The following is a 17,968-nucleotide window of genomic DNA, read 5'->3' as shown; positions in this document are numbered from 1 at the left end:
CGCGAATAAGACACAACTCAGAGGGGCTCAGGCATCCCGGGACGCAATCTGGTCTGACAGGGTAGAATGAGCTATTGACATACTTGTGACTGTGCCATATGCGGGTGCGCGGTCGCCGGTCGGAATCGAAAGCAGGAGATCGACCTTGAATAATTCATTTTCGAAAGTCGCTGTCTGGATGGTGATAGCCCTCGTGCTGTTCACCGTCTTCAAACAGTTCGACGGACGCGCTCAGACCCAGGACGGCGTGACCTACACGCAGTTCATGGACGACGCCAAGGCGGGACGTATCCGCAAGGTCGACGTCCAGGGCGACGTGCTGTACGTCACCCCTGACGCGGGCCGCGCCTACACGCTGACTTCGCCGGGCGACCTCTGGATGGTCTCCGATCTGCTGAAGTATGGCGTCCAGGTGTCGGGCAAGCCGCGCGAAGAGCAGTCGTTGCTGATGAGCATCTTCGTGTCGTGGTTCCCCATGCTGTTGCTGATCGGCGTCTGGGTGTTCTTCATGCGCCAGATGCAGGGCGGCGGCAGGGGCGGGGCGTTCAGCTTCGGCAAATCGCGCGCCCGCATGCTCGACGAGAACACCAACCAGATCACCTTCGCCGACGTTGCCGGCTGCGACGAAGCCAAGGAAGACGTCCAGGAACTGGTCGATTTCCTGCGGGACCCCAGCAAGTTCCAGAAGCTGGGCGGCCGCATTCCGCGCGGCGTGCTGATGGTCGGCTCGCCGGGTACCGGCAAGACGCTGCTGGCCAAGGCCATCGCGGGCGAAGCCAAGGTGCCGTTCTTCAGCATCTCGGGTTCCGACTTCGTTGAAATGTTCGTCGGCGTGGGCGCGGCCCGCGTGCGCGACATGTTCGAAAACGCCAAGAAGCACGCTCCCTGCATCATCTTCATCGACGAAATCGATGCGGTCGGCCGCCAGCGTGGCGCCGGCCTGGGCGGCGGCAACGACGAACGCGAACAGACGCTGAACCAGATGCTGGTGGAAATGGACGGCTTCGAGTCCGGCCAGGGCGTCATCGTCATCGCCGCGACCAACCGTCCCGACGTGCTGGATCCCGCGCTGCTGCGCCCGGGCCGCTTCGACCGCCAGGTCGTGGTGCCGCTGCCCGATATCCGCGGCCGCGAGCAGATCCTGAAGGTCCATATGCGCAAGGTTCCGCTGTCGCCCAACGTCGACGCGACCGTGCTGGCGCGCGGCACCCCGGGCTTCTCGGGCGCCGACCTGGCCAACCTGGTCAACGAAGCCGCGCTGTTCGCCGCCCGCCGCAATGGCCGCACGGTCGACATGTCCGACTTCGAAAAGGCCAAGGACAAGATCATCATGGGTGCGGAACGCCGCTCCATCGTGATGCCCGAAGAGGAACGCAAGAACACCGCGTACCACGAGTCCGGCCACGCGATCGTCGCCCGCCTGCTGCCCAAGACCGATCCGGTCCACAAGGTCACCATCATCCCGCGCGGCCGTGCGCTGGGCGTGACCATGCAGCTGCCTGAGACCGACCGCTACAGCATGGACAAGGGTCGTCTGCTGTCCACCATTGCCGTGCTGTTCGGCGGCCGCATCGCCGAAGAAATCTTCATGGACCAGATGACGACGGGAGCCTCGAACGACTTCGAACGCGCCACCGCCATCGCCCGCGACATCGTCACGCGCTACGGCATGACCGACGAGCTGGGCCCGATGGTCTACGCCGAGAACGAAGGCGAAGTGTTCCTGGGCCGCAGCGTCACCAAGACCACGCACATGTCGGAAGCCACCATGCAGAAGGTGGACACCGAGATCCGCCGCATCATCGACGAGCAGTACAGCGTTGCGCGCAAGATCCTGGAAGACAACCGCGACAAGGTCGAAGTCATGACCTCCGCGCTGCTCGAATGGGAAACCATCGACGCCGACCAGATCAACGACATCATCGAGGGCCGTCCTCCGCGTCCCCCGAAGACGCCTCAGGGCCCGTCGGATACGTCCGATACGCCGCCCACGGGCCTGGCGGCAGGTGGCAATACGGCTGCCGCTGTCTGAGGCTGCTCATCCTGAGTTATGGCAAATAACTTCCTTTGCGGGCGCTTCGAGTTTGATCTCGAGCGCCCGCTTGTCATGGGTATCGTCAACGTCACGCCGGACTCCTTTTCCGACGGCGGCCAGCATGACGATACGGATTCCGCAGTGGCGCATGCGCGCCAATTGATCGCCGAAGGCGCCCAGATCCTGGACCTGGGCGGCGAATCCACGCGCCCCGGGGCCGATCCGGTGTCCGTGGCCGACGAACTGGCCCGCCTGCTGCCGGTGGTGGAGGCGCTGCGCGATTGCGGCGTGCCCCTATCCATCGACACCTTCAAGCCGGAAGTCATGCGCGCCGTGCTGGATGCCGGCGCGGACATGATCAACGACATCTACGGCTTCAGGCAGCCCGGCGCCGTCGAGGCGGTGGCGCATTCGCGCTGCGGGCTTTGCGTGATGCACATGAAGGGCGAACCTCGCACCATGCAGGCCGCCCCGCCCGAGTACACCGACTTGATCGGTGAAATCGGACTCTTCCTGGGGGCTCGCGCGCACAAGCTGCGCGCGGCCTGGATCGATCCTCGCCGCATCGTGCTGGACCCGGGCTTCGGCTTCGGCAAGACGGGCGACCAGAATTTCCAACTGTTGCGCCGGCTGTCCAGCCTGCGCAGCGCCGGTTATCCCTTGCTGATCGGCCTCTCGCGCAAAACCATGATCGGCCAGGCTACCGGCCGGCCCGTGGGCGACAGGTTGCCCGGCAGCATCGCCGCGGCGCTTGCCTGCGTGGCGCGTGGCGCTTCCATCGTGCGGGTGCACGATGTGGCGGCCACGGTCGACGCGCTCAAGGTATGGCACGCGGCAGAACAAGGAGCACTCAGTTCATGATTCGACGCAAATATTTCGGTACCGACGGTGTCCGCGGCGAAGTCGGCGGTCCGGTGATCAACGCCGAATTCGCGCTGCGTCTGGGTTACGCGGCCGGCCGCGTCCTGGCGCGTGAGCACGCCGTGCGCGGCGGCAGCCGTCCGCAGGTCGTGATCGGCAAGGACACGCGGATCTCCGGCTACATGCTGGAATCCGCGTTGGAAGCCGGCCTGTCGGCGGCAGGCATCGACGTGCTGCTGGCCGGTCCGATTCCGACCCCCGCGGTGGCCTACCTGACCCGGGCGCTGCGACTGGTGGCGGGGATTGTCATCAGCGCTTCGCACAATCCGTACCAGGACAACGGCATCAAGTTCTTCTCGGCGCAGGGCATGAAGCTGCCCGACGAGATCGAGGCCGACATCGAAACCGCCCTGGACGAGCCGCTGGGCTGCGTCGCCTCGGAAGCGCTGGGTCGCGCGCGCCGCATGGGCGACGCGCAGGGTCGCTACATCGAGTTCTGCAAGAGCACCTTCCCCAACGATCTGGACCTGAACGGCATGACGATCGTGGTGGACGCCGCCCATGGCGCCGCCTACAACATCGCGCCGCACGTGTTCCGCGAACTGGGCGCCGAAGTGCACGCCATCGGCGTCAATCCGGATGGCTTCAACATCAATAAGGGCGTGGGCGCGCTGCATCCCGAGCTGCTGGCCAAGGAAGTGCACGCTCGCGGCGCCCAGTTGGGCATCGCGCTGGACGGCGACGCCGACCGCCTGCAGATGGTCGATGGCGAAGGCCGCATCTACAACGGCGACGAACTCATGTACGCCATCGTCCGCGAACGCATGCAGCGTGGCAAGGTGGACGGCGTGGTCGGCACGCTGATGACCAACTTCGGCTTCGAACGCGAAATGCAGCGCCTGGGCGTGGGCTTCGAGCGCGCCAATGTCGGCGACCGCTACGTGCTGGAGCAGATGCAGGCGCGCGGCTGGCTGTATGGCGGCGAAAGCTCCGGCCATCTGCTGTGCCTGGACTGCCATTCGACGGGCGACGGCATCGTCGCCGCGCTGCAGGTCCTGACTGCGCTGCGCCGCAACTCGGTCGGGCTGGCGGAGTGGGTGAGCGATCTGCGCATGTATCCGCAGAAGATGATCAATGTGCCGCTGACCCCGGGCCAGGACTGGAAGACGCATGCCGGCTTGAGCGCCGCGCGCAAGGCCGTCGAAGCCGAGCTGGACGGCCGCGGCCGCATCCTGATCCGCGCTTCGGGCACCGAGCCGAAGCTGCGCCTCATGGTCGAGGCCGAGGATGAAGCCCTGGCCGTCTCCTGCGCCGAGAAGCTTGCGGCCAGCCTGGGATAAACGCTGCCTTACGATTTCGAGCAAGGCCACCCGGCGCGTGACGGGTGGCCTTTGTTTGTTCAAGGGTTGTATAGATTTGTAAAGTTTTGTCGATTTGGGCGGAGGATTGATTTATTCGCTCCAGACTAAACTTCATAGTCACGTAACATATTGGTCAAGTCTTTGACATACAGGGCGTCCACACTGGCTGGACTCTCTAGGAGCTTCGCGCAATGCTGGAATTAGCACGCATCAATCCGAGCCGTAATGCCGCGGAACCTTGGACCGGCGCCGCCGCCAAGGTGCTGGTGGTGGGCTTGGCGCGCACCGCTGAAGAAATCGAGCAGATTCAACGCCTGCGCTACGACGTCTTCACCGAGGACATGGGCGCGGTGTTCCCCGACGCCCAGGACGGCATCGAGCATGATCGCTTCGATCCGTTCTGCGAACATCTGATGGTCCGCGAGCTGGATACGGGCCGCGTGGTCGGCACCTACCGGATCCTGACGCCGGAAAAGGCGCGAGAGGCTGGGGGGTATTACTCGCAGTCCGAGTTCGACCTGTCCGGGCTGGGCTCCATCCAGGACGAGCTGGTCGAAGTCGGCCGCTCTTGCACCCACCCCGACTACCGCAGCGGCGGCGTGATCATGCTGTTGTGGTCTGGTCTGGCCGAATACCTGCGCCGGGGCGGCTACCAGTACGTGCTGGGCTGCGCCAGCGTCAGCCTGCGCGACGACGGCGTCACCGCCGCCGAAGTGTGGCGCACCATTTCCAAGCAGCTGCCGCAGGGCGATGAGCCGCGCGTGACGCCGCTGCACCGCTATCCGGTGGAAAAGCTCAACAGCACCTTGCCGGCGCGCGTGCCGCCGCTGATCAAGGGTTACCTGAAGCTGGGTGCCAAGGTCTGTGGCGAGCCCGCCTGGGACCCCGATTTCAACGCCGCGGATTTCCCGGTCCTGCTGAAGATGGACCGCATGGACGAGCGCTACCGCCGCCATTTCGGGCTGGATCAGCCCGCAACCGCCGCTGTCCAGCGCTGAGACCCCCATGCGCCGCCTGTTCCGCCGCATGAAGATCAGGTTGATACGGCGGGCCACCAGGCCCTTGCGCATGGAGCTCAAACGGCTGCATCGCGAAACCGATCTGTCGCCGTTCTAGCGCACCGGCCCCGCAGCGCGGGGCCGGAACAGGGCGGCGCGAGCGCGCCGCCCGGCTGGTTCCTCAGAACTCCAGCAGTTCGAACGAAAAGCCCACCTTGTTCCACTCGGCTTCTTCCGCGCGCAGCGTGAAGTCGCTCAGGGGGTGCTGCGCCAGCCATTCGCGGTTGACCCGCACCACGATCGAGTTGTCGCGCACCGACGCGGTCAGCGGCAGCGGTTCGATTTCATTACGGCGGCGGAACAGCAGCACCGCCAGGCGCAGGCTGAGGATGGCCTTCCATTGCGGGCGCGAGCGCACCAGCGGTTCCAGCTTGGTCAGCTTGCCCTGATGGCCGAGCGCAAGCAGCGCCAGCAACTGCTGGTCGGCGCGCGAGAACCCGGGCATGTCGGCGTTTTCCAGCACGTAGGCGGTGTGCTTGTGATACGCGTTGTGGGCGATGGACAGACCCACTTCGTGCAGATCGGCCGCCCAGCCCAGCGCGGGGCGCAGCTCCGCGCGTTCCGGACCGTCCGGGAACATGGCGTCGAACAGCGTCAGCGCAGCGTGGTGCACGCGACGCGCCTGGTTGACGTCGACGTGGTAGCGCTTCATGAACTGGCGCACCGATTCATCGCGCTTGTCATGCTCGTCATCGCGGCCCAGCAGGTCGTACAGCACGCCCAGGCGCAAGGCGCCATCGCCGGTGTGCATGACGTCGATGCCCAGCTCGTCGAACAGGGCGCTCATGATGGCCAGGCCGCCGGGCAGCACGTCCGAGCGTTCGATCTTGATGCCGGGCAGTTCGGATGGGATGACGCGGCCCGAGCGGATGATGCGGTCCTTCAGCTTGTTCAGGCCGGCGCGCGTGATGCCTCGGTCCGAGAAGCGGCATTCGGTCAGGATGGCGAACAGCGCCTTGGCCGTGCCGGAGGAGCCGTAGGCTTCCTTCCAGCCCATCTTGCGGTACTGCTTGGCGATGACTTCGATCTCGCGGCGCGCGGCCAGTTCGGCCTGCTTCATCTGATGCGCGTCCACCACGCCGTCCGAGAAGAACTGGCGGCTGTAGCTGACGCAGCCCATGTAGAGCGAGGACATCAGGCCGGGCTCGTGCCCTTTGCCGATGATGACTTCGGTCGAGCCGCCGCCGATGTCGATAACCAGGCGCTTGTTGGGCGAGGGGGGCAGGGTGTGAACCACGCCGGAGAAGATCAGGCGGGCCTCTTCGCGGCCGGCGATGACTTCGATGGGAAAGCCCAGCGCGGCTTCGGCGCGCGGCAGGAAATCCCGGGTGTTTCGGGCGACGCGGAACGTATTGGTGGCGACGGCGCGGACCCGGTTGGGATGGAAGCTGCGCAGGCGGTCGCCGAAGCGCTCCAGCACGGCGATGGCTCTGTCGATGGCCTCGTCGCCCAGCCTCTTTTCGGAGTCCAGGCCGGCCGCAAGCCGGACGGTTTCCTTGAGGCGGTCGATCTGATAGATCTGGGGCGTACCGTCCTGTTGAACGATGCGTCCGATGGAGAGGCGGAAGCTGTTGGACCCGAGGTCCACCGCGGCCAGAAGTTGATCCATGCGGCTCGTAAATATTGTCTGAGAGGTGGCCCGATTATAGAGATCCCATGTGACAGCGCCCCCGCCCACGTTTTTTTTCTTATGGAACAGGGGTTTGCGGCATCTGATCCGCCTGCTATGCGTCCCGGTTTTGGCGTACGCTACGTATTTGCTGCTGTGTCATGGAACCGTCACTTTTTTGCAGTAAAACTCCACGCTCTCCCTACGTATGGAATCCGGTATGCCCTCACGCCCTCCTGCCGAGCCCTTGCTTCTGAACCGCGAGTTGTCGCTGCTGAAATTCAACGAACGCGTGCTGGCGATGGCGGAGAATCCCAAGACTCCCTTGCTGGAACGCCTGCGCTACGTCTGCATCGTCAGTTCCAACCTGGATGAGTTCTTCGAGATCCGGATTTCCAGCCTGAAGGAGCAGCAGCGCCAGTCGCCGAATCTGGTGGGGCCCGACGGCATGACGCCCGACCAGGCGTTCGACAATGTGCAGCAGGCGGTGCACGAACTGGTCAACCGCCAGTACAACCTGCTCAACGACGAGATCCTGCCGGCCATGCACGCCGAGGGCATTTCGTTGCACCACGCGTCCGAATGGAATCCGCAACAGCAGGAATGGGCGCGCGATGTCTTCAATCGCGACGTGATGCCGCTGCTGACCCCGATCGGACTGGATCCGGCGCATCCGTTTCCGCGGGTCTACAACAAGAGCCTGAACTTCATCGTGTCGCTGTCGGGCGCCGACGCCTTTGGCCGGCAGGCCTCGATCGCCGTGGTGCAGGCGCCGCGCGCCTTGCCGCGCCTGATCAAGATGCCGCAGGAGCTGTCGGGCCAGCCCGAGGGCTACATCCTGCTGACCTCGCTGCTGCGCGCCTTTGTCGGCGAGCTCTTCCCGGGCCTGGAAATGCTGGGCTGCTATCAGTGGCGGGTCACGCGCAACAGCGACCTGTTCGTGGACGAGGAAGAAGTCACCAACCTGCGCCACGCCTTGCAGGGCGAGTTGTCGCAGCGCAACTTCGGCGCCGCCGTGCGCCTGGAGATCGACAAGCTGACGCCGGTCGAACTGGAACACTTCCTGCAGCGCGAGTTCTCGCTCAAGGCCGAGGACACGTACCGCGTGCCGGGGCCGGTGAACCTGTCGCGCCTGATGCAGCTGTGCAACTCGGATTCGCGCCCGGATCTGTTGTTCCCGGATTACCGCGCGCCCGTGCCGGCGCCGTTCGACCGCGTGGGCGACAAGCCGGCCGAACTGTTCGAGGCCGTGGCCGAGCAGGACCGCCTGCTGCACCATCCCTACCAGTCGTTCCAACCCGTCATCGACTTCCTGACCGCCGCCGCGCTGGATCCGGACGTCATGGCGATCAAGCAGACCATCTACCGCACCGGCGAGGACTCCGAGCTGATGAAGATCCTGCTGGCCGCCGCGCGCGCCGGCAAGGAAGTGACGGTGGTGGTGGAGCTGATGGCCCGCTTCGACGAGCAGACCAACATCAACTGGGCTTCCAAGCTGGAAGAGGTGGGGGCGCACGTCGTGTACGGCGTGGTGGCGCACAAGACGCACGCCAAGATGGCCGTGGTGTTGCGCCGCGAAAAAGGGCGGCTGCGCCGCTATGCCCACCTGGGCACCGGCAACTACCACCCGCGCACGGCGCGCCTGTACACCGACTTCGGCTTGCTGACCGCCGATCCGAAGCTGTGCGAGGACATGGACAAGGTGTTCGCGCAGCTGACCGGGCTGGGCGCGCGCCGTTCGCTCAAGGCGCTGATGCAGTCGCCCTTCACCATGCACGACGGCATGGTGGCGCTGATCCGCGCCGAGGCCCGCGCGGCCAAGGCCGGCAAGCGTTCGCGCATCATGGCCAAGATGAACTCGCTCTTGGAAGAACAGATCATCGAAGAGCTTTACAAGGCCGGTCAGGCCGGCGTGAAGATCGACCTGATCGTGCGCGGCGTATGCGCATTGCGCGCCGGCGTGCCAGGGTTGTCGGAGAACATCCGGGTGCGTTCCATCGTCGGCCGCTTCCTGGAGCATTCGCGGGTCTTCTACTTCTACGCCGAGGGCGAAGAAACCGTGTACCTGTCGTCGGCCGACTGGATGGATCGCAACTTCTTCCGCCGGGTAGAGATCGCTTTCCCGATATACGACAAGACCCTGAAGAAGCGCGTCATCGACGAAGCCTTCACCTACGCCCTGCGCGACAACCAGCTGGCCTGGCAGCAACTGCCCGACGGCGACTACACCCGCGTCAAGAGCCGTCGCGAGCCCTTCAACGTGCACCAGTACCTGATGCAGAAGCTGGGCGTGTAACGCCTGCCGCCCCGACCGGGGCGGTTTTCGAAGCAAGGCCTCCCATCTGTTCCGCCCCCCCTTTTAGGATGGCGGCGTTCGAGGCAAATCCTCCCCAGATCCAGGCCGCGCGGATCCGGCTCCGCCGGTCCGCCACCGGCGCCCCCTGGGGGGAGGCGCGCAGCGCCTCGGGGGGATCATGACTGTCACTATCCTGTCATGTGGGACTTCTATTATTCGAGGGTCGCTGAAAGACAGGCAGTTTTCCAAGCCTGCCAGACTCCTCCAACGAGCACAGAAGGAACCCTGATGTTCAAACGTGTCTTCAAACAAGTTTCCCTGGGCGTCGCGCTGAGCGCCGCCGTATTTGCCGTCCAGGCCGCCGACGTGACCGGCGCCGGCGCTTCGTTCCCGTACCCGATCTACGCCAAGTGGGCCTCCGACTACAAGGCCGCCACCAATAGCGCCGTCAACTACCAGTCCATCGGTTCGGGCGGCGGTCAGCAACAAATCATCGCCAAGACCGTCGATTTCGGCGCTTCGGACGATCCCATGAAGGCTGCCGATCTGGAAAAGAACGGCCTGCTGCAATTCCCGGCCGTCATCGGCGGCACGGTTGCCGTGGTGAACATCGACGGCGTCGAACCCGGCAAACTGAAGCTGTCGGGCAAGGTCCTGGCCGATATCTTCCTGGGCAAGATCAAGAAGTGGGACGACGCTGCCATCAAGGCGCTGAACCCCGACCTGAAGCTGCCGGCCGCCGACATCATCGTCGTGCACCGCTCGGACGGCTCGGGCACCACCTTCGGCTGGACCAACTACCTGTCCAAGGTGTCGCCGGACTGGAAGTCGACCGTGGGCGAAGGCAAGGCCGTCAAGTGGCCCGTGGGTCAGGGCGGCAAGGGCAACGAAGGCGTCGCCGCCTACGTCGGCCAGCTGAAGAACTCGATCGGCTACGTGGAATACGCCTACGCCAAGCAGAACAAGCTGGCCTGGACGCAACTGCAGAACAAGGACGGCAAGTTCGTCCAGCCGGAACAGAAGGCGTTCGCAGCCGCGGCCGCCAACGCCGACTGGAAGAGCGCGCCGGGTATGGGCGTGGTCCTGACCGACGAGCCGGGCGCCGATTCCTGGCCCGTCACTGCCGCCACCTTCATCCTGGTCCACAAGTCGCAAGACAAGCCGGCGCAGGGCAAGGCCGTGCTGGAATTCTTCGACTGGGCCTTCAAGAACGGCGCCAAGTCGGCTGAAGCCATGGACTACGTGCCGCTGCCGGAAGCCGTGACCAAGGAAATCCGCGCCGCCTGGGGCGAAGTCAAGGCCGCCGACGGCAAGGCCGTCTGGCAATAAAGGCTTGAGCGCGAGGGAGGCCGGCTGACAATGCCAATCTCCATCGCGCGCAATCCACAGCGGCCGCCGCTGGCGTTCCGGATACGGGATGCTGGCGGCGGTCCGCCGCAAGACCTTCGAAGTTTCTCCCCTGGTTTCCTAAGGAAAGTCCATCCATGAGCGCGGTAATGGATAATAGTGTGCCGCTTTCGCCCAGCGTGGCGGACTCCGTGACTACCGGCACGCCTTCGCCTATGAAGCAAAACAAAAACGCGCTGATGGATGCGCTATTCAAGAACCTGACCCGCCTGTTCGCCTTCCTGGTGTTCATCCTGCTGGCGGCGATTCTTGTTTCCCTGATCTACGGCAGCCGCGAATCGCTGGCCAAGTACGGCCTGTCGTTCCTCTGGCTCAACGACTGGGATCCGGTCAATTCGAACTACGGCGCCGTGGTGCCCATCATCGGTACGCTGCTGACCTCGGCCATCGCCCTGATCATCGCCGTGCCTGTGTCCTTCGGCATCGCCATCTTCCTGACCGAACTGTCGCCGACCTGGCTGCGCCGCCCGCTGGGCACAGCGGTCGAAATGCTGGCGGCGATTCCGTCCATCATCTACGGCATGTGGGGCCTGTTCGTCTTCGTCCCAGTGTTCCAGCAGTATGTGCAGCCCTTCATGATCGCCACATTGGGCAGCCTGCCCGTGATCGGCGGCATCTTCGCGGGGCCGCCCTTCGGCATTGGCATCTTCACCGCCGGCCTGATCCTCTCGATCATGATCATCCCGTTCATTGCCGCGGTGATGCGCGACGTGTTCGAACTGGTGCCGGCGATGCTCAAGGAATCCGCCTACGGCCTGGGCAGCACGACCTGGGAAGTGATGTGGCGCGTGGTGCTGCCCTACACCAAGTCGGGCGTCATCGGCGGCATCATGCTGGGACTGGGCCGCGCGCTTGGCGAAACCATGGCGGTGACCTTCGTCATCGGCAACGCCTTCAAGTGGTCCGGTTCGCTGTTCTCGCCGGGCAACTCGATCGCTTCGGCGCTGGCCAACGAATTCAATGAAGCGGGCGGCATACAGAAGTCGGCGCTGCTGGAACTGGGCCTGATCCTGTTCCTGATCACGACCATCGTGCTCGCGCTGGCCAAGATGCTGCTGGTTCGCTTGTCCGCCAGTGAAGGCAAGAAAACCTGACGCGCCGCGAGCACAAGGAAAAGATCATGGCTGTATCCGTACTCAATATGCAGAACGGCACCTATCGCCGGCGCCGCGTAGTCAACCGCATCATGCTGACCGTGTCGCTGGGCACCCTGGTGTTCGGGCTGTTCTGGCTGTTCTGGATCATTCTGACGCTGTTGATGAAGGGCGCGCCCGCGCTGTCGTACACGCTCTTCACCGAGATCACGCCGCCGCCCGGGCAGACCGGCGGTCTCATCAACGCCATCTTCGGCAGCGTGATGATGGCTGGCGTGGGCACGCTCATCGGCACGCCCGTCGGCATCCTGGCCGGCACCTACCTGGCCGAATACGGCCAGCGCGGCTGGCTGGCGCCGGCCACGCGCTTCCTGAACGACGTGCTGTTGTCGGCCCCGTCCATCATCATCGGCCTGTTCATCTACGCCGTGTACGTGGCCCAGGTGGGGCACTACTCGGGCTGGGCCGGCGCCATCGCGCTGTCCATCCTGGTGATTCCGGTGGTGGTGCGCACCACCGACAACATGCTGCTGCTGGTGCCCAACAGCCTGCGCGAAGCCGCTGCCGCGCTGGGCTGCCCCAAGTGGCGCATGATCACCATGGTGTGCTATCGCGCCGCCAAGACCGGCATCATCACCGGCGTGCTGCTGGCCATCGCCCGGATCTCCGGCGAAACCGCGCCGCTGCTGTTCACCGCGCTGTCGAACCAGTTCATGTCCTTGAACATGAACGGCCCGATGGCCAACCTGCCGGTCGTGATTTACCAGTACGCCGCCAGCCCCTTCAAGGACTGGAACAACCTGGCCTGGGCCGGCGCCACCCTGATTACGCTGCTGGTGCTGGGCATCAACATCATCGCCCGCAACATGTTCCGCAAGTAAAGATCGCTATGCCGGCGCGCCGGGCGCGCCGGAGCCAAGGGAAACCAAATGGAAAACACCGCTACCGCCGTCAAGAACAAGATCGAGGTCAAGAACCTGAACTTCTACTACGGCAAGTTCCATGCGATCCGCAATGTGAACATGTCGATCCAGGAGAAGAAGGTCACCGCCTTCATCGGCCCGTCGGGCTGCGGCAAGTCCACGCTGCTGCGCACGTTCAACCGCATGTTCGAGCTCTATCCCGGCCAGCGCGCCGAGGGCGAAATCATCCTGGACGGCGAAAACCTGCTGACGGCCAAGACCGACATCTCGCTGATCCGCGCCAAGGTCGGCATGGTGTTCCAGAAGCCCACGCCGTTCCCCATGAGCATCTACGACAACATCGCCTTCGGCGTGCGCTTGTTCGAGCGCCTGTCCAAGGGGGAAATGGACGAGCGCGTGGAATGGGCCCTGAGCAAGGCCGCGCTGTGGAACGAAGTGAAGGACAAGCTGCACCAGAGCGGCAACAGCCTGTCGGGCGGCCAGCAACAGCGCCTGTGCATCGCGCGCGGCGTGGCCATCAAGCCGGAAGTGCTGTTGCTGGACGAGCCGTGCTCGGCGCTGGACCCGATTTCGACCGCCAAGATCGAAGAGCTGATCGCCGAACTGAAGAACGACTACACCGTCGTCATCGTGACGCACAACATGCAGCAGGCCGCGCGCTGCTCGGACTACACCGCCTACATGTACCTGGGCGAGCTGATGGAATTCGGCCAGACCGACCAGATCTTCGTGAAGCCTTCGCGCAAGGAAACGGAAGACTACATCACGGGCCGCTTCGGCTGACCGTTGCGTTTCGGCTCTGCAAATGGCGGCGCGCTGTTCGGACAGCGCGCCGTTTTTCATTTGCTGTTACAGCAGCGCCTGCTCGGAGCCCGCCGGGGCTGCTCCTGGACGTTGCCCGCATGGCGGCCGGGAATCAGCACCATGAACATCCCCGCCAGCGCGTAACAGCCCCGCAGGCCCAGCCGCATAGGCCCAGCCGCATAGGCCAACCGGGCCGGGATCTGGTATAGTTGCCACCCTTCGGGGCGTAGCGCAGCCTGGTAGCGCATCTGCTTTGGGAGCAGAGGGTCGTGAGTTCGAATCCCACCGCCCCGACCAATGAAGAAAGGCCGTCAGCGATATGTCGCTGACGGCCTTTTGCCATTTCCGGGCCGACCCTCAGGTCAAGCGCAGCATCCGCCGCATCCTGTCCGTCAGCAGCTGCTTGATTGCATCATCCGGGAGGCGCATTGGACCCGGGTCCGTCAGCATCATGGCACTGAGCGTTCCCAGCAGCATCTGCATGGCGATCTGGATTTCCAATTCTGTGTCCACGCCCGCCTGGACCGGCATTTTTCGAGCCAAGGCCGGCACGAACAGGGCATGCATATGGCGATTCAAGATGACCAACGGACTCGATTCTCGTTCGGCCATCGAGAAATCCTGTAGCACGGCCTTGAAAGTCCCCTGGCTTTCGCGGCAGCCATCGACGTAAAAATCCACCATGGCTGCGACGATATCCGAGGCGGTGCCTTCGGTCCAGACGGCGTCTTGGCGGACAAGATTATCGGCTTGCGCTTTGCTTTCCGCGACGGCAGCGTCCAGGACTGCCGCAAGAAAGGTCTCTTTGTCCTGGAAACGGCCATAGAACGCGCCGATGGATGTGTCCGCGAGACGTATCACGTCACCAATCAGTACCAGGTCCAGGTTGGCGTGCCGTTCTATCAATTCGCGGCCGGCGCGGATCATCCTGGCCAGGGACTCCTCGCTGCGTAACTGACGGGGAGGGCGCGGAACGCCCGGTGATTGCGCGACCGGGCGAGCGGCTTTCCGCTCCCTGGAAGCGCGCGTTGTCTTGGTAGTTGTTTTCTGCGATGGAGGGGCTGCCATGACAACATCTATCCAAACCTGAAGTGCCACATTATGCCGTAGCAGATGCGCTCTCTTATCGATCAAGCGCCTGTTGCTGCCACGTCATAACGGGGAGGTTGTTTGCAGGACGAACGGCGGTCACAGGTGCTTGGCCCAGCACTGATCTCGGCCTAGGGAAACCTCGCGTTGATGGGACTCAAGTACCTTCCAATAATAGAATTAGAATTCTAATTATTGTGTGATAACGAAATATGGCCGCGGGTTGGTCCTCCTGCCAGCTCTGCCGTATCCCACGGATCAGTCCGCGACTTGCGTGGATGCAACGGCAGGTCATGCGCACGGCGGCGATGCGGCATGGCGCGGCTCCTCGCATAGCGGCATTGGAGAAGAGAATCATGAGCGATTACATCTCAGGCAAGACCATCGTCATTACCGGGGCAGGCGGCGGCTTTGGACGCCAAGTCGCGCAGCAGGCCGCCGCCCGTGGCGCGCTGGTGACGTGAGGCGATATCGACGCGGACGCTGCGGTGGAAACCGTCGCGCGCATTACCGCGGCGGGCGGCCGGGCGCAGGCCCTAGCCGCGGATGTCCGCATTCTGGATGACCTGAGAGGCCTCGTCGGCGCCAGCGTGCAGCGCTATGGTTCGATCGACGTGATGCTCAACAATGCAGGCATCATGCCGCTGGCTTTTGTCGCGGATCACTCGCGTGCCTACGATGCCTGGATGCGTTGTATCGACATCAATATGAGGGGCGTGTTCAATGGCATGATTGCCGCCCACGATGCGATGATCTTTCAGGGGCGGGGCCACTTCATCAACATCTCGTCCATCTATGGGGACTTCCCCGCAGTGGGCGCGGCAATCTACGGCGCCACCAAAGCCGCAGTCAATTTCATGTCGGAAGCCGTGAGGACGGAGGCGCGCGGGAAGATCAAGGTTACGACCATCAGCCCCACCGGAGTGCCCAACACCGGACTTGGCGGGTCCGTAGCCAACCACGCTGCCGCCGTCGGGAGAGTCGGGAACAACATGGAGCAATTCATGGCAATGGTAAAGGGCCTGCAGGAAGGGGCCCTGCCGCCTGATCTCCGCGATCCGGAGAGCCTGTCGCATATGCCGGTGGAGCCTGACTCGATCGCCGACGCGATCCTGCTGGCCATCGATCAACCATGGGGCGTTTCGGTCAGCGACATGACGGTGCGCGCTTCGGCGGATTGCTTCGTGCTGTGATGGATCCGGGGTTTGTCGGCCAGGCGCCGCCACCCTGCCAATTGATGGCGTGGGCGGGAACCTGAATCAGGCCGACCAATCTGCCACGAACTCATCACGAAACCGCCGTATCCAGTCCAGCCGCGTGGCAGCAAGCGCGCGGCCGCCATCCGTCTGCATGGTTCCCGCGATGCGTGCGAGCTTCAATTCGATGTGATCCAGCGCGTAGGCGCCGTCGTCCAGTTGCCGATGCATGCCCATGGGGTCGGTGGGGTGCGCAAGCGCCCGCCCCAGTTGTCCGCCGACATGGAACATGCGGGCCAGTCCCACCGGTCCAAGCGCATCCAGGCGGTCGGCATCCTGCACGATGCGGGCCTCGATGGTCCGGGGCGGGATGTTGGCGGAGTAGCTGTGGGCCTCGATGGCGTGATGGACGGCTGCGAGCTTGGTTGAGGGATAGCCGGCGGCCTGCAGCTCACGCACGGCCTCGTCAGCCGCCATGGTCGATGCGCGCGCCCGGTCGGGATGGTTCTTGGGCAGGTTGACAAGGTCATGCAGGTAACTGGCGGCCATGACCACCATGGCGTCGGCTTCGGGGTGGTGCGCCAGCATGCTGTTGGCGGCCTTCCATACGCGTTCCAGATGGCTCAGGTCATGGGCGCCGTCACCGGTATCCGCGCTCTGGGCGATCTGTATGAGCTGCGGCCGCAATGCCGCCAAATCTTCGCGCATCTTCATTTTCTTCCGCCAGCTTCGGGACCAGCGGAAAGTGTACACAGGACGTTTTCGGGCCGGGCGTTTTGCCGCGCTGCCCGCAGCGCGGCCTTAGCCGCCCTGCGCCTGCATCCGTGCCGCCGCCGTGGAGCAGATCCGGTACACCAGCGCCGACACCACGAAGCTGGCCGGCGCGGCCAGCGTCGCCGCGAAACCCTCCGTGTGCATCAGCGCCAGGCCGCAGATCGCGCCTGCGAACCAGCCGGCCAGGCCAGCGCGGTTGAAGGCGGCCCCGCCATGTTGCGGCGCGGACTCCTGGTCGCCCAGAATGTGCACCAGCGCCACCGCCACCCACGACACCACGAAGATGCCCTGGTAGGCGAGCGCCTGCAGCAGATACGAGAACACGTCCAGCAGCATCAGCGCATACGTCACCGCGCCCACGATGACCGCCCACATCGCCTTGGGCCAGCGCATGCCCGGCCAGCGCGCGAAGAATGCCTGCATGTTGATGGTCGCCAGGTAGTAGTTGGCGGTGTTGATGCGGGTCTGCGTGATCCACACGAACAGCAATCCGCCCAGGCCCATCAGCTTGAGCAGCGCCAGCACCACCGACACTTCCGACAGCGCGGCGTCGCTGGGGATGGTGCTGACCAGATAGATGCCGGCCACGCCGTTGAGCAGGAAGGTCACCAGATAGAAGGGCATGCCGAAGTTGTAGCGGCTATGGTAGGTCTGGTCTTCGCGCTTGCCGAAGCGGGCATAGTCGAAGGTGAACATCATCAGGACCCATACGCCCATGTAGTACACGAAGGCGTCCCACCAACCGCCGGCGACCGGGCCTTCGGGCGGACCGAATGACAGCCAGGCATCGCTGTAGCCGTATTCCTGCGTCGCCATCACCACGGCCAGCAACAACCCCAGCAAATAGAAGGGCAGCAGCACGCCGTTGAACTTGTCGAGCCATGTTTGCACGCTGCCGAAGATCAACAGCACGCTGTAGATGACCACCACCAGCGCCACCAGCCAGTACGGCACGGCAGGATAAAGATGATGCGCGGCGACCGACATCACCGCGCCTTCGAACACCGCGTAGTAGATGGCGGTGGCGAAGAAGATCAGGGTGGCCAGCGCCGCGCCCGAGGTGCCGAAGAGCCGGCGCGAGAACAGCGCCACCGACAGGCCGCTGCGGATGGCGTAGCGGCTGATGACGCCGTTGATCAGCCCGTAGCTGATCACCGACAGCACCATGCCGATGATGGCGTTGCGGGCGCCGTATTTCAGCGCCAGCGTGGCGCCGACGACGATGTAAAACACGGCGCTGCACACGGCCCACCAGGCCATGGTGAGGGCGTAGCGGGGCATGCGGTCGCTGTCGGCGACGGCATGCAGCGAGTTGTCCGTCTCATCGGACGGTTTGCGTGGGGTCATGTTGGCCATGTCGGATCTCCTGGCGGGATCGGATGCTGCGGTTCGACTGCGGAACGGGCGCGGGTCGCCCACCGGCCTTGCCAGGGGGCAAGGCCGGGATATAAGAAAAACCGG

14 protein-coding genes and 1 tRNA gene are annotated in these 17,968 nt (G+C 64.1%); 11 read left to right on the top strand and 4 right to left on the bottom strand.

Going from position 1 to position 17,968, the window contains the following annotated elements:
• Positions 1-145 precede the first annotated feature (145 nt).
• From ftsH to IB258_RS24925, 4 genes are all read left to right on the top strand, one after another.
• On the top strand, positions 146-2,032 hold the full coding sequence (ftsH, locus tag IB258_RS24940; protein WP_054451363.1) for an ATP-dependent zinc metalloprotease FtsH: 1,887 nt from the start codon (positions 146-148) through the stop codon (positions 2,030-2,032).
• An 18-nt stretch (positions 2,033-2,050) separates the two neighbouring features.
• The gene (gene folP, locus IB258_RS24935; protein WP_054451362.1) at positions 2,051-2,896 is read left to right on the top strand and encodes a dihydropteroate synthase; all 846 of its coding nucleotides are present in this window, start codon (positions 2,051-2,053) and stop codon (positions 2,894-2,896) included.
• Positions 2,893-4,236, top strand: a complete 1,344-nt coding sequence (gene glmM, locus IB258_RS24930; RefSeq protein WP_119450615.1) for a phosphoglucosamine mutase — start codon at positions 2,893-2,895, stop codon at positions 4,234-4,236. Before folP ends, glmM begins: the two co-directional genes overlap by 4 nt.
• Positions 4,237-4,448: 212 nt before the next feature.
• Positions 4,449-5,255 carry a GNAT family N-acetyltransferase gene (locus tag IB258_RS24925; RefSeq protein ID WP_054451360.1) on the top strand — a complete coding sequence of 269 codons (807 nt, stop codon included), beginning with the start codon at positions 4,449-4,451 and terminating at the stop codon, positions 5,253-5,255.
• Positions 5,256-5,436: 181 nt separating this feature from the next.
• On the opposite strand, the gene ppx is transcribed toward IB258_RS24925, so the two are convergent.
• A complete protein-coding gene (gene ppx, locus IB258_RS24920) occupies positions 5,437-6,924 on the bottom strand; it encodes an exopolyphosphatase (RefSeq protein WP_054451359.1) in 1,488 nt (495 codons plus the stop codon).
• A 220-nt stretch (positions 6,925-7,144) separates the two neighbouring features.
• Here ppx and ppk1 point away from each other — a divergent pair, with 220 nt between their 5' ends.
• The 6 genes from ppk1 (at position 7,145) to IB258_RS24890 (ending at position 13,745) form a co-directional block, all read left to right on the top strand.
• Positions 7,145-9,220 (top strand): polyphosphate kinase 1, encoded by a 2,076-nt coding sequence (ppk1, locus tag IB258_RS24915; RefSeq protein ID WP_054451358.1) that lies wholly within the window; start codon positions 7,145-7,147, stop codon positions 9,218-9,220.
• 288 nt (positions 9,221-9,508) lie between these two features.
• The gene (gene pstS, locus IB258_RS24910; RefSeq protein ID WP_054451357.1) at positions 9,509-10,549 is read left to right on the top strand and encodes a phosphate ABC transporter substrate-binding protein PstS; all 1,041 of its coding nucleotides are present in this window, start codon (positions 9,509-9,511) and stop codon (positions 10,547-10,549) included.
• Positions 10,550-10,704: 155 nt separating this feature from the next.
• The gene (pstC, locus tag IB258_RS24905; RefSeq protein ID WP_054451356.1) at positions 10,705-11,721 is read left to right on the top strand and encodes a phosphate ABC transporter permease subunit PstC; all 1,017 of its coding nucleotides are present in this window, start codon (positions 10,705-10,707) and stop codon (positions 11,719-11,721) included.
• Between the two features lie 26 nt (positions 11,722-11,747).
• Positions 11,748-12,602: a phosphate ABC transporter permease PstA gene (gene pstA / locus IB258_RS24900; RefSeq protein WP_082400756.1), complete on the top strand. Its 855-nt coding sequence runs from the start codon at positions 11,748-11,750 to the stop codon at positions 12,600-12,602.
• Positions 12,603-12,650: 48 nt separating this feature from the next.
• On the top strand, positions 12,651-13,427 hold the full coding sequence (gene pstB / locus IB258_RS24895) for a phosphate ABC transporter ATP-binding protein PstB (protein WP_006221056.1): 777 nt from the start codon (positions 12,651-12,653) through the stop codon (positions 13,425-13,427).
• 241 nt (positions 13,428-13,668) lie between these two features.
• Positions 13,669-13,745, top strand: a tRNA-Pro gene (locus tag IB258_RS24890).
• 60 nt (positions 13,746-13,805) lie between these two features.
• On the opposite strand, the gene IB258_RS24885 is transcribed toward IB258_RS24890, so the two are convergent.
• Positions 13,806-14,375: a TetR/AcrR family transcriptional regulator gene (locus tag IB258_RS24885; RefSeq protein ID WP_225590508.1), complete on the bottom strand. Its 570-nt coding sequence runs from the start codon at positions 14,373-14,375 to the stop codon at positions 13,806-13,808.
• Positions 14,376-15,007: 632 nt separating this feature from the next.
• Here IB258_RS24885 and IB258_RS24880 point away from each other — a divergent pair.
• The gene (locus IB258_RS24880) at positions 15,008-15,730 is read left to right on the top strand and encodes an SDR family oxidoreductase (RefSeq protein WP_370539857.1); all 723 of its coding nucleotides are present in this window, start codon (positions 15,008-15,010) and stop codon (positions 15,728-15,730) included.
• 66 nt (positions 15,731-15,796) lie between these two features.
• Here IB258_RS24880 and IB258_RS24875 read toward each other — a convergent pair whose 3' ends face one another.
• Together IB258_RS24875 and IB258_RS24870 are read right to left on the bottom strand one after the other, a co-directional pair.
• Positions 15,797-16,447 (bottom strand): HD domain-containing protein, encoded by a 651-nt coding sequence (locus IB258_RS24875; protein ID WP_192353340.1) that lies wholly within the window; start codon positions 16,445-16,447, stop codon positions 15,797-15,799.
• Between the two features lie 87 nt (positions 16,448-16,534).
• The gene (locus IB258_RS24870; RefSeq protein ID WP_192353339.1) at positions 16,535-17,863 is read right to left on the bottom strand and encodes a cytosine permease; all 1,329 of its coding nucleotides are present in this window, start codon (positions 17,861-17,863) and stop codon (positions 16,535-16,537) included.
• Positions 17,864-17,968 lie beyond the last annotated feature (105 nt).

The sequence above is a fragment of the Achromobacter sp. ACM02 genome (assembly GCF_014851605.1).
Lineage (GTDB): Bacteria > Pseudomonadota > Gammaproteobacteria > Burkholderiales > Burkholderiaceae_B > Achromobacter > Achromobacter aegrifaciens.
Note: the sequence above shows the minus strand (reverse complement) of the source record. Positions and strands in the feature narration are given on the sequence as shown.

What these genes read in the sequence shown, in the direction of transcription:
- ppx (WP_054451359.1), bottom strand. Translation starts at nt 6,924, where the DNA reads ATGGATCAACTTCTGGCCGCGGTGGACCTCGGGTCCAACAGCTTCCGC.
- pstC (WP_054451356.1), top strand. Translation starts at nt 10,705, where the DNA reads ATGAGCGCGGTAATGGATAATAGTGTGCCGCTTTCGCCCAGCGTGGCG.
- IB258_RS24885 (WP_225590508.1), bottom strand. Translation starts at nt 14,375, where the DNA reads ATGATCCGCGCCGGCCGCGAATTGATAGAACGGCACGCCAACCTGGAC.
- folP (WP_054451362.1), top strand. Translation starts at nt 2,051, where the DNA reads ATGGCAAATAACTTCCTTTGCGGGCGCTTCGAGTTTGATCTCGAGCGC.
- pstB (WP_006221056.1), top strand. Translation starts at nt 12,651, where the DNA reads ATGGAAAACACCGCTACCGCCGTCAAGAACAAGATCGAGGTCAAGAAC.
- IB258_RS24870 (WP_192353339.1), bottom strand. Translation starts at nt 17,863, where the DNA reads ATGGCCAACATGACCCCACGCAAACCGTCCGATGAGACGGACAACTCG.
- IB258_RS24925 (WP_054451360.1), top strand. Translation starts at nt 4,449, where the DNA reads ATGCTGGAATTAGCACGCATCAATCCGAGCCGTAATGCCGCGGAACCT.
- ppk1 (WP_054451358.1), top strand. Translation starts at nt 7,145, where the DNA reads ATGCCCTCACGCCCTCCTGCCGAGCCCTTGCTTCTGAACCGCGAGTTG.
- pstA (WP_082400756.1), top strand. Translation starts at nt 11,748, where the DNA reads ATGGCTGTATCCGTACTCAATATGCAGAACGGCACCTATCGCCGGCGC.
- glmM (WP_119450615.1), top strand. Translation starts at nt 2,893, where the DNA reads ATGATTCGACGCAAATATTTCGGTACCGACGGTGTCCGCGGCGAAGTC.
- IB258_RS24875 (WP_192353340.1), bottom strand. Translation starts at nt 16,447, where the DNA reads ATGAAGATGCGCGAAGATTTGGCGGCATTGCGGCCGCAGCTCATACAG.
- pstS (WP_054451357.1), top strand. Translation starts at nt 9,509, where the DNA reads ATGTTCAAACGTGTCTTCAAACAAGTTTCCCTGGGCGTCGCGCTGAGC.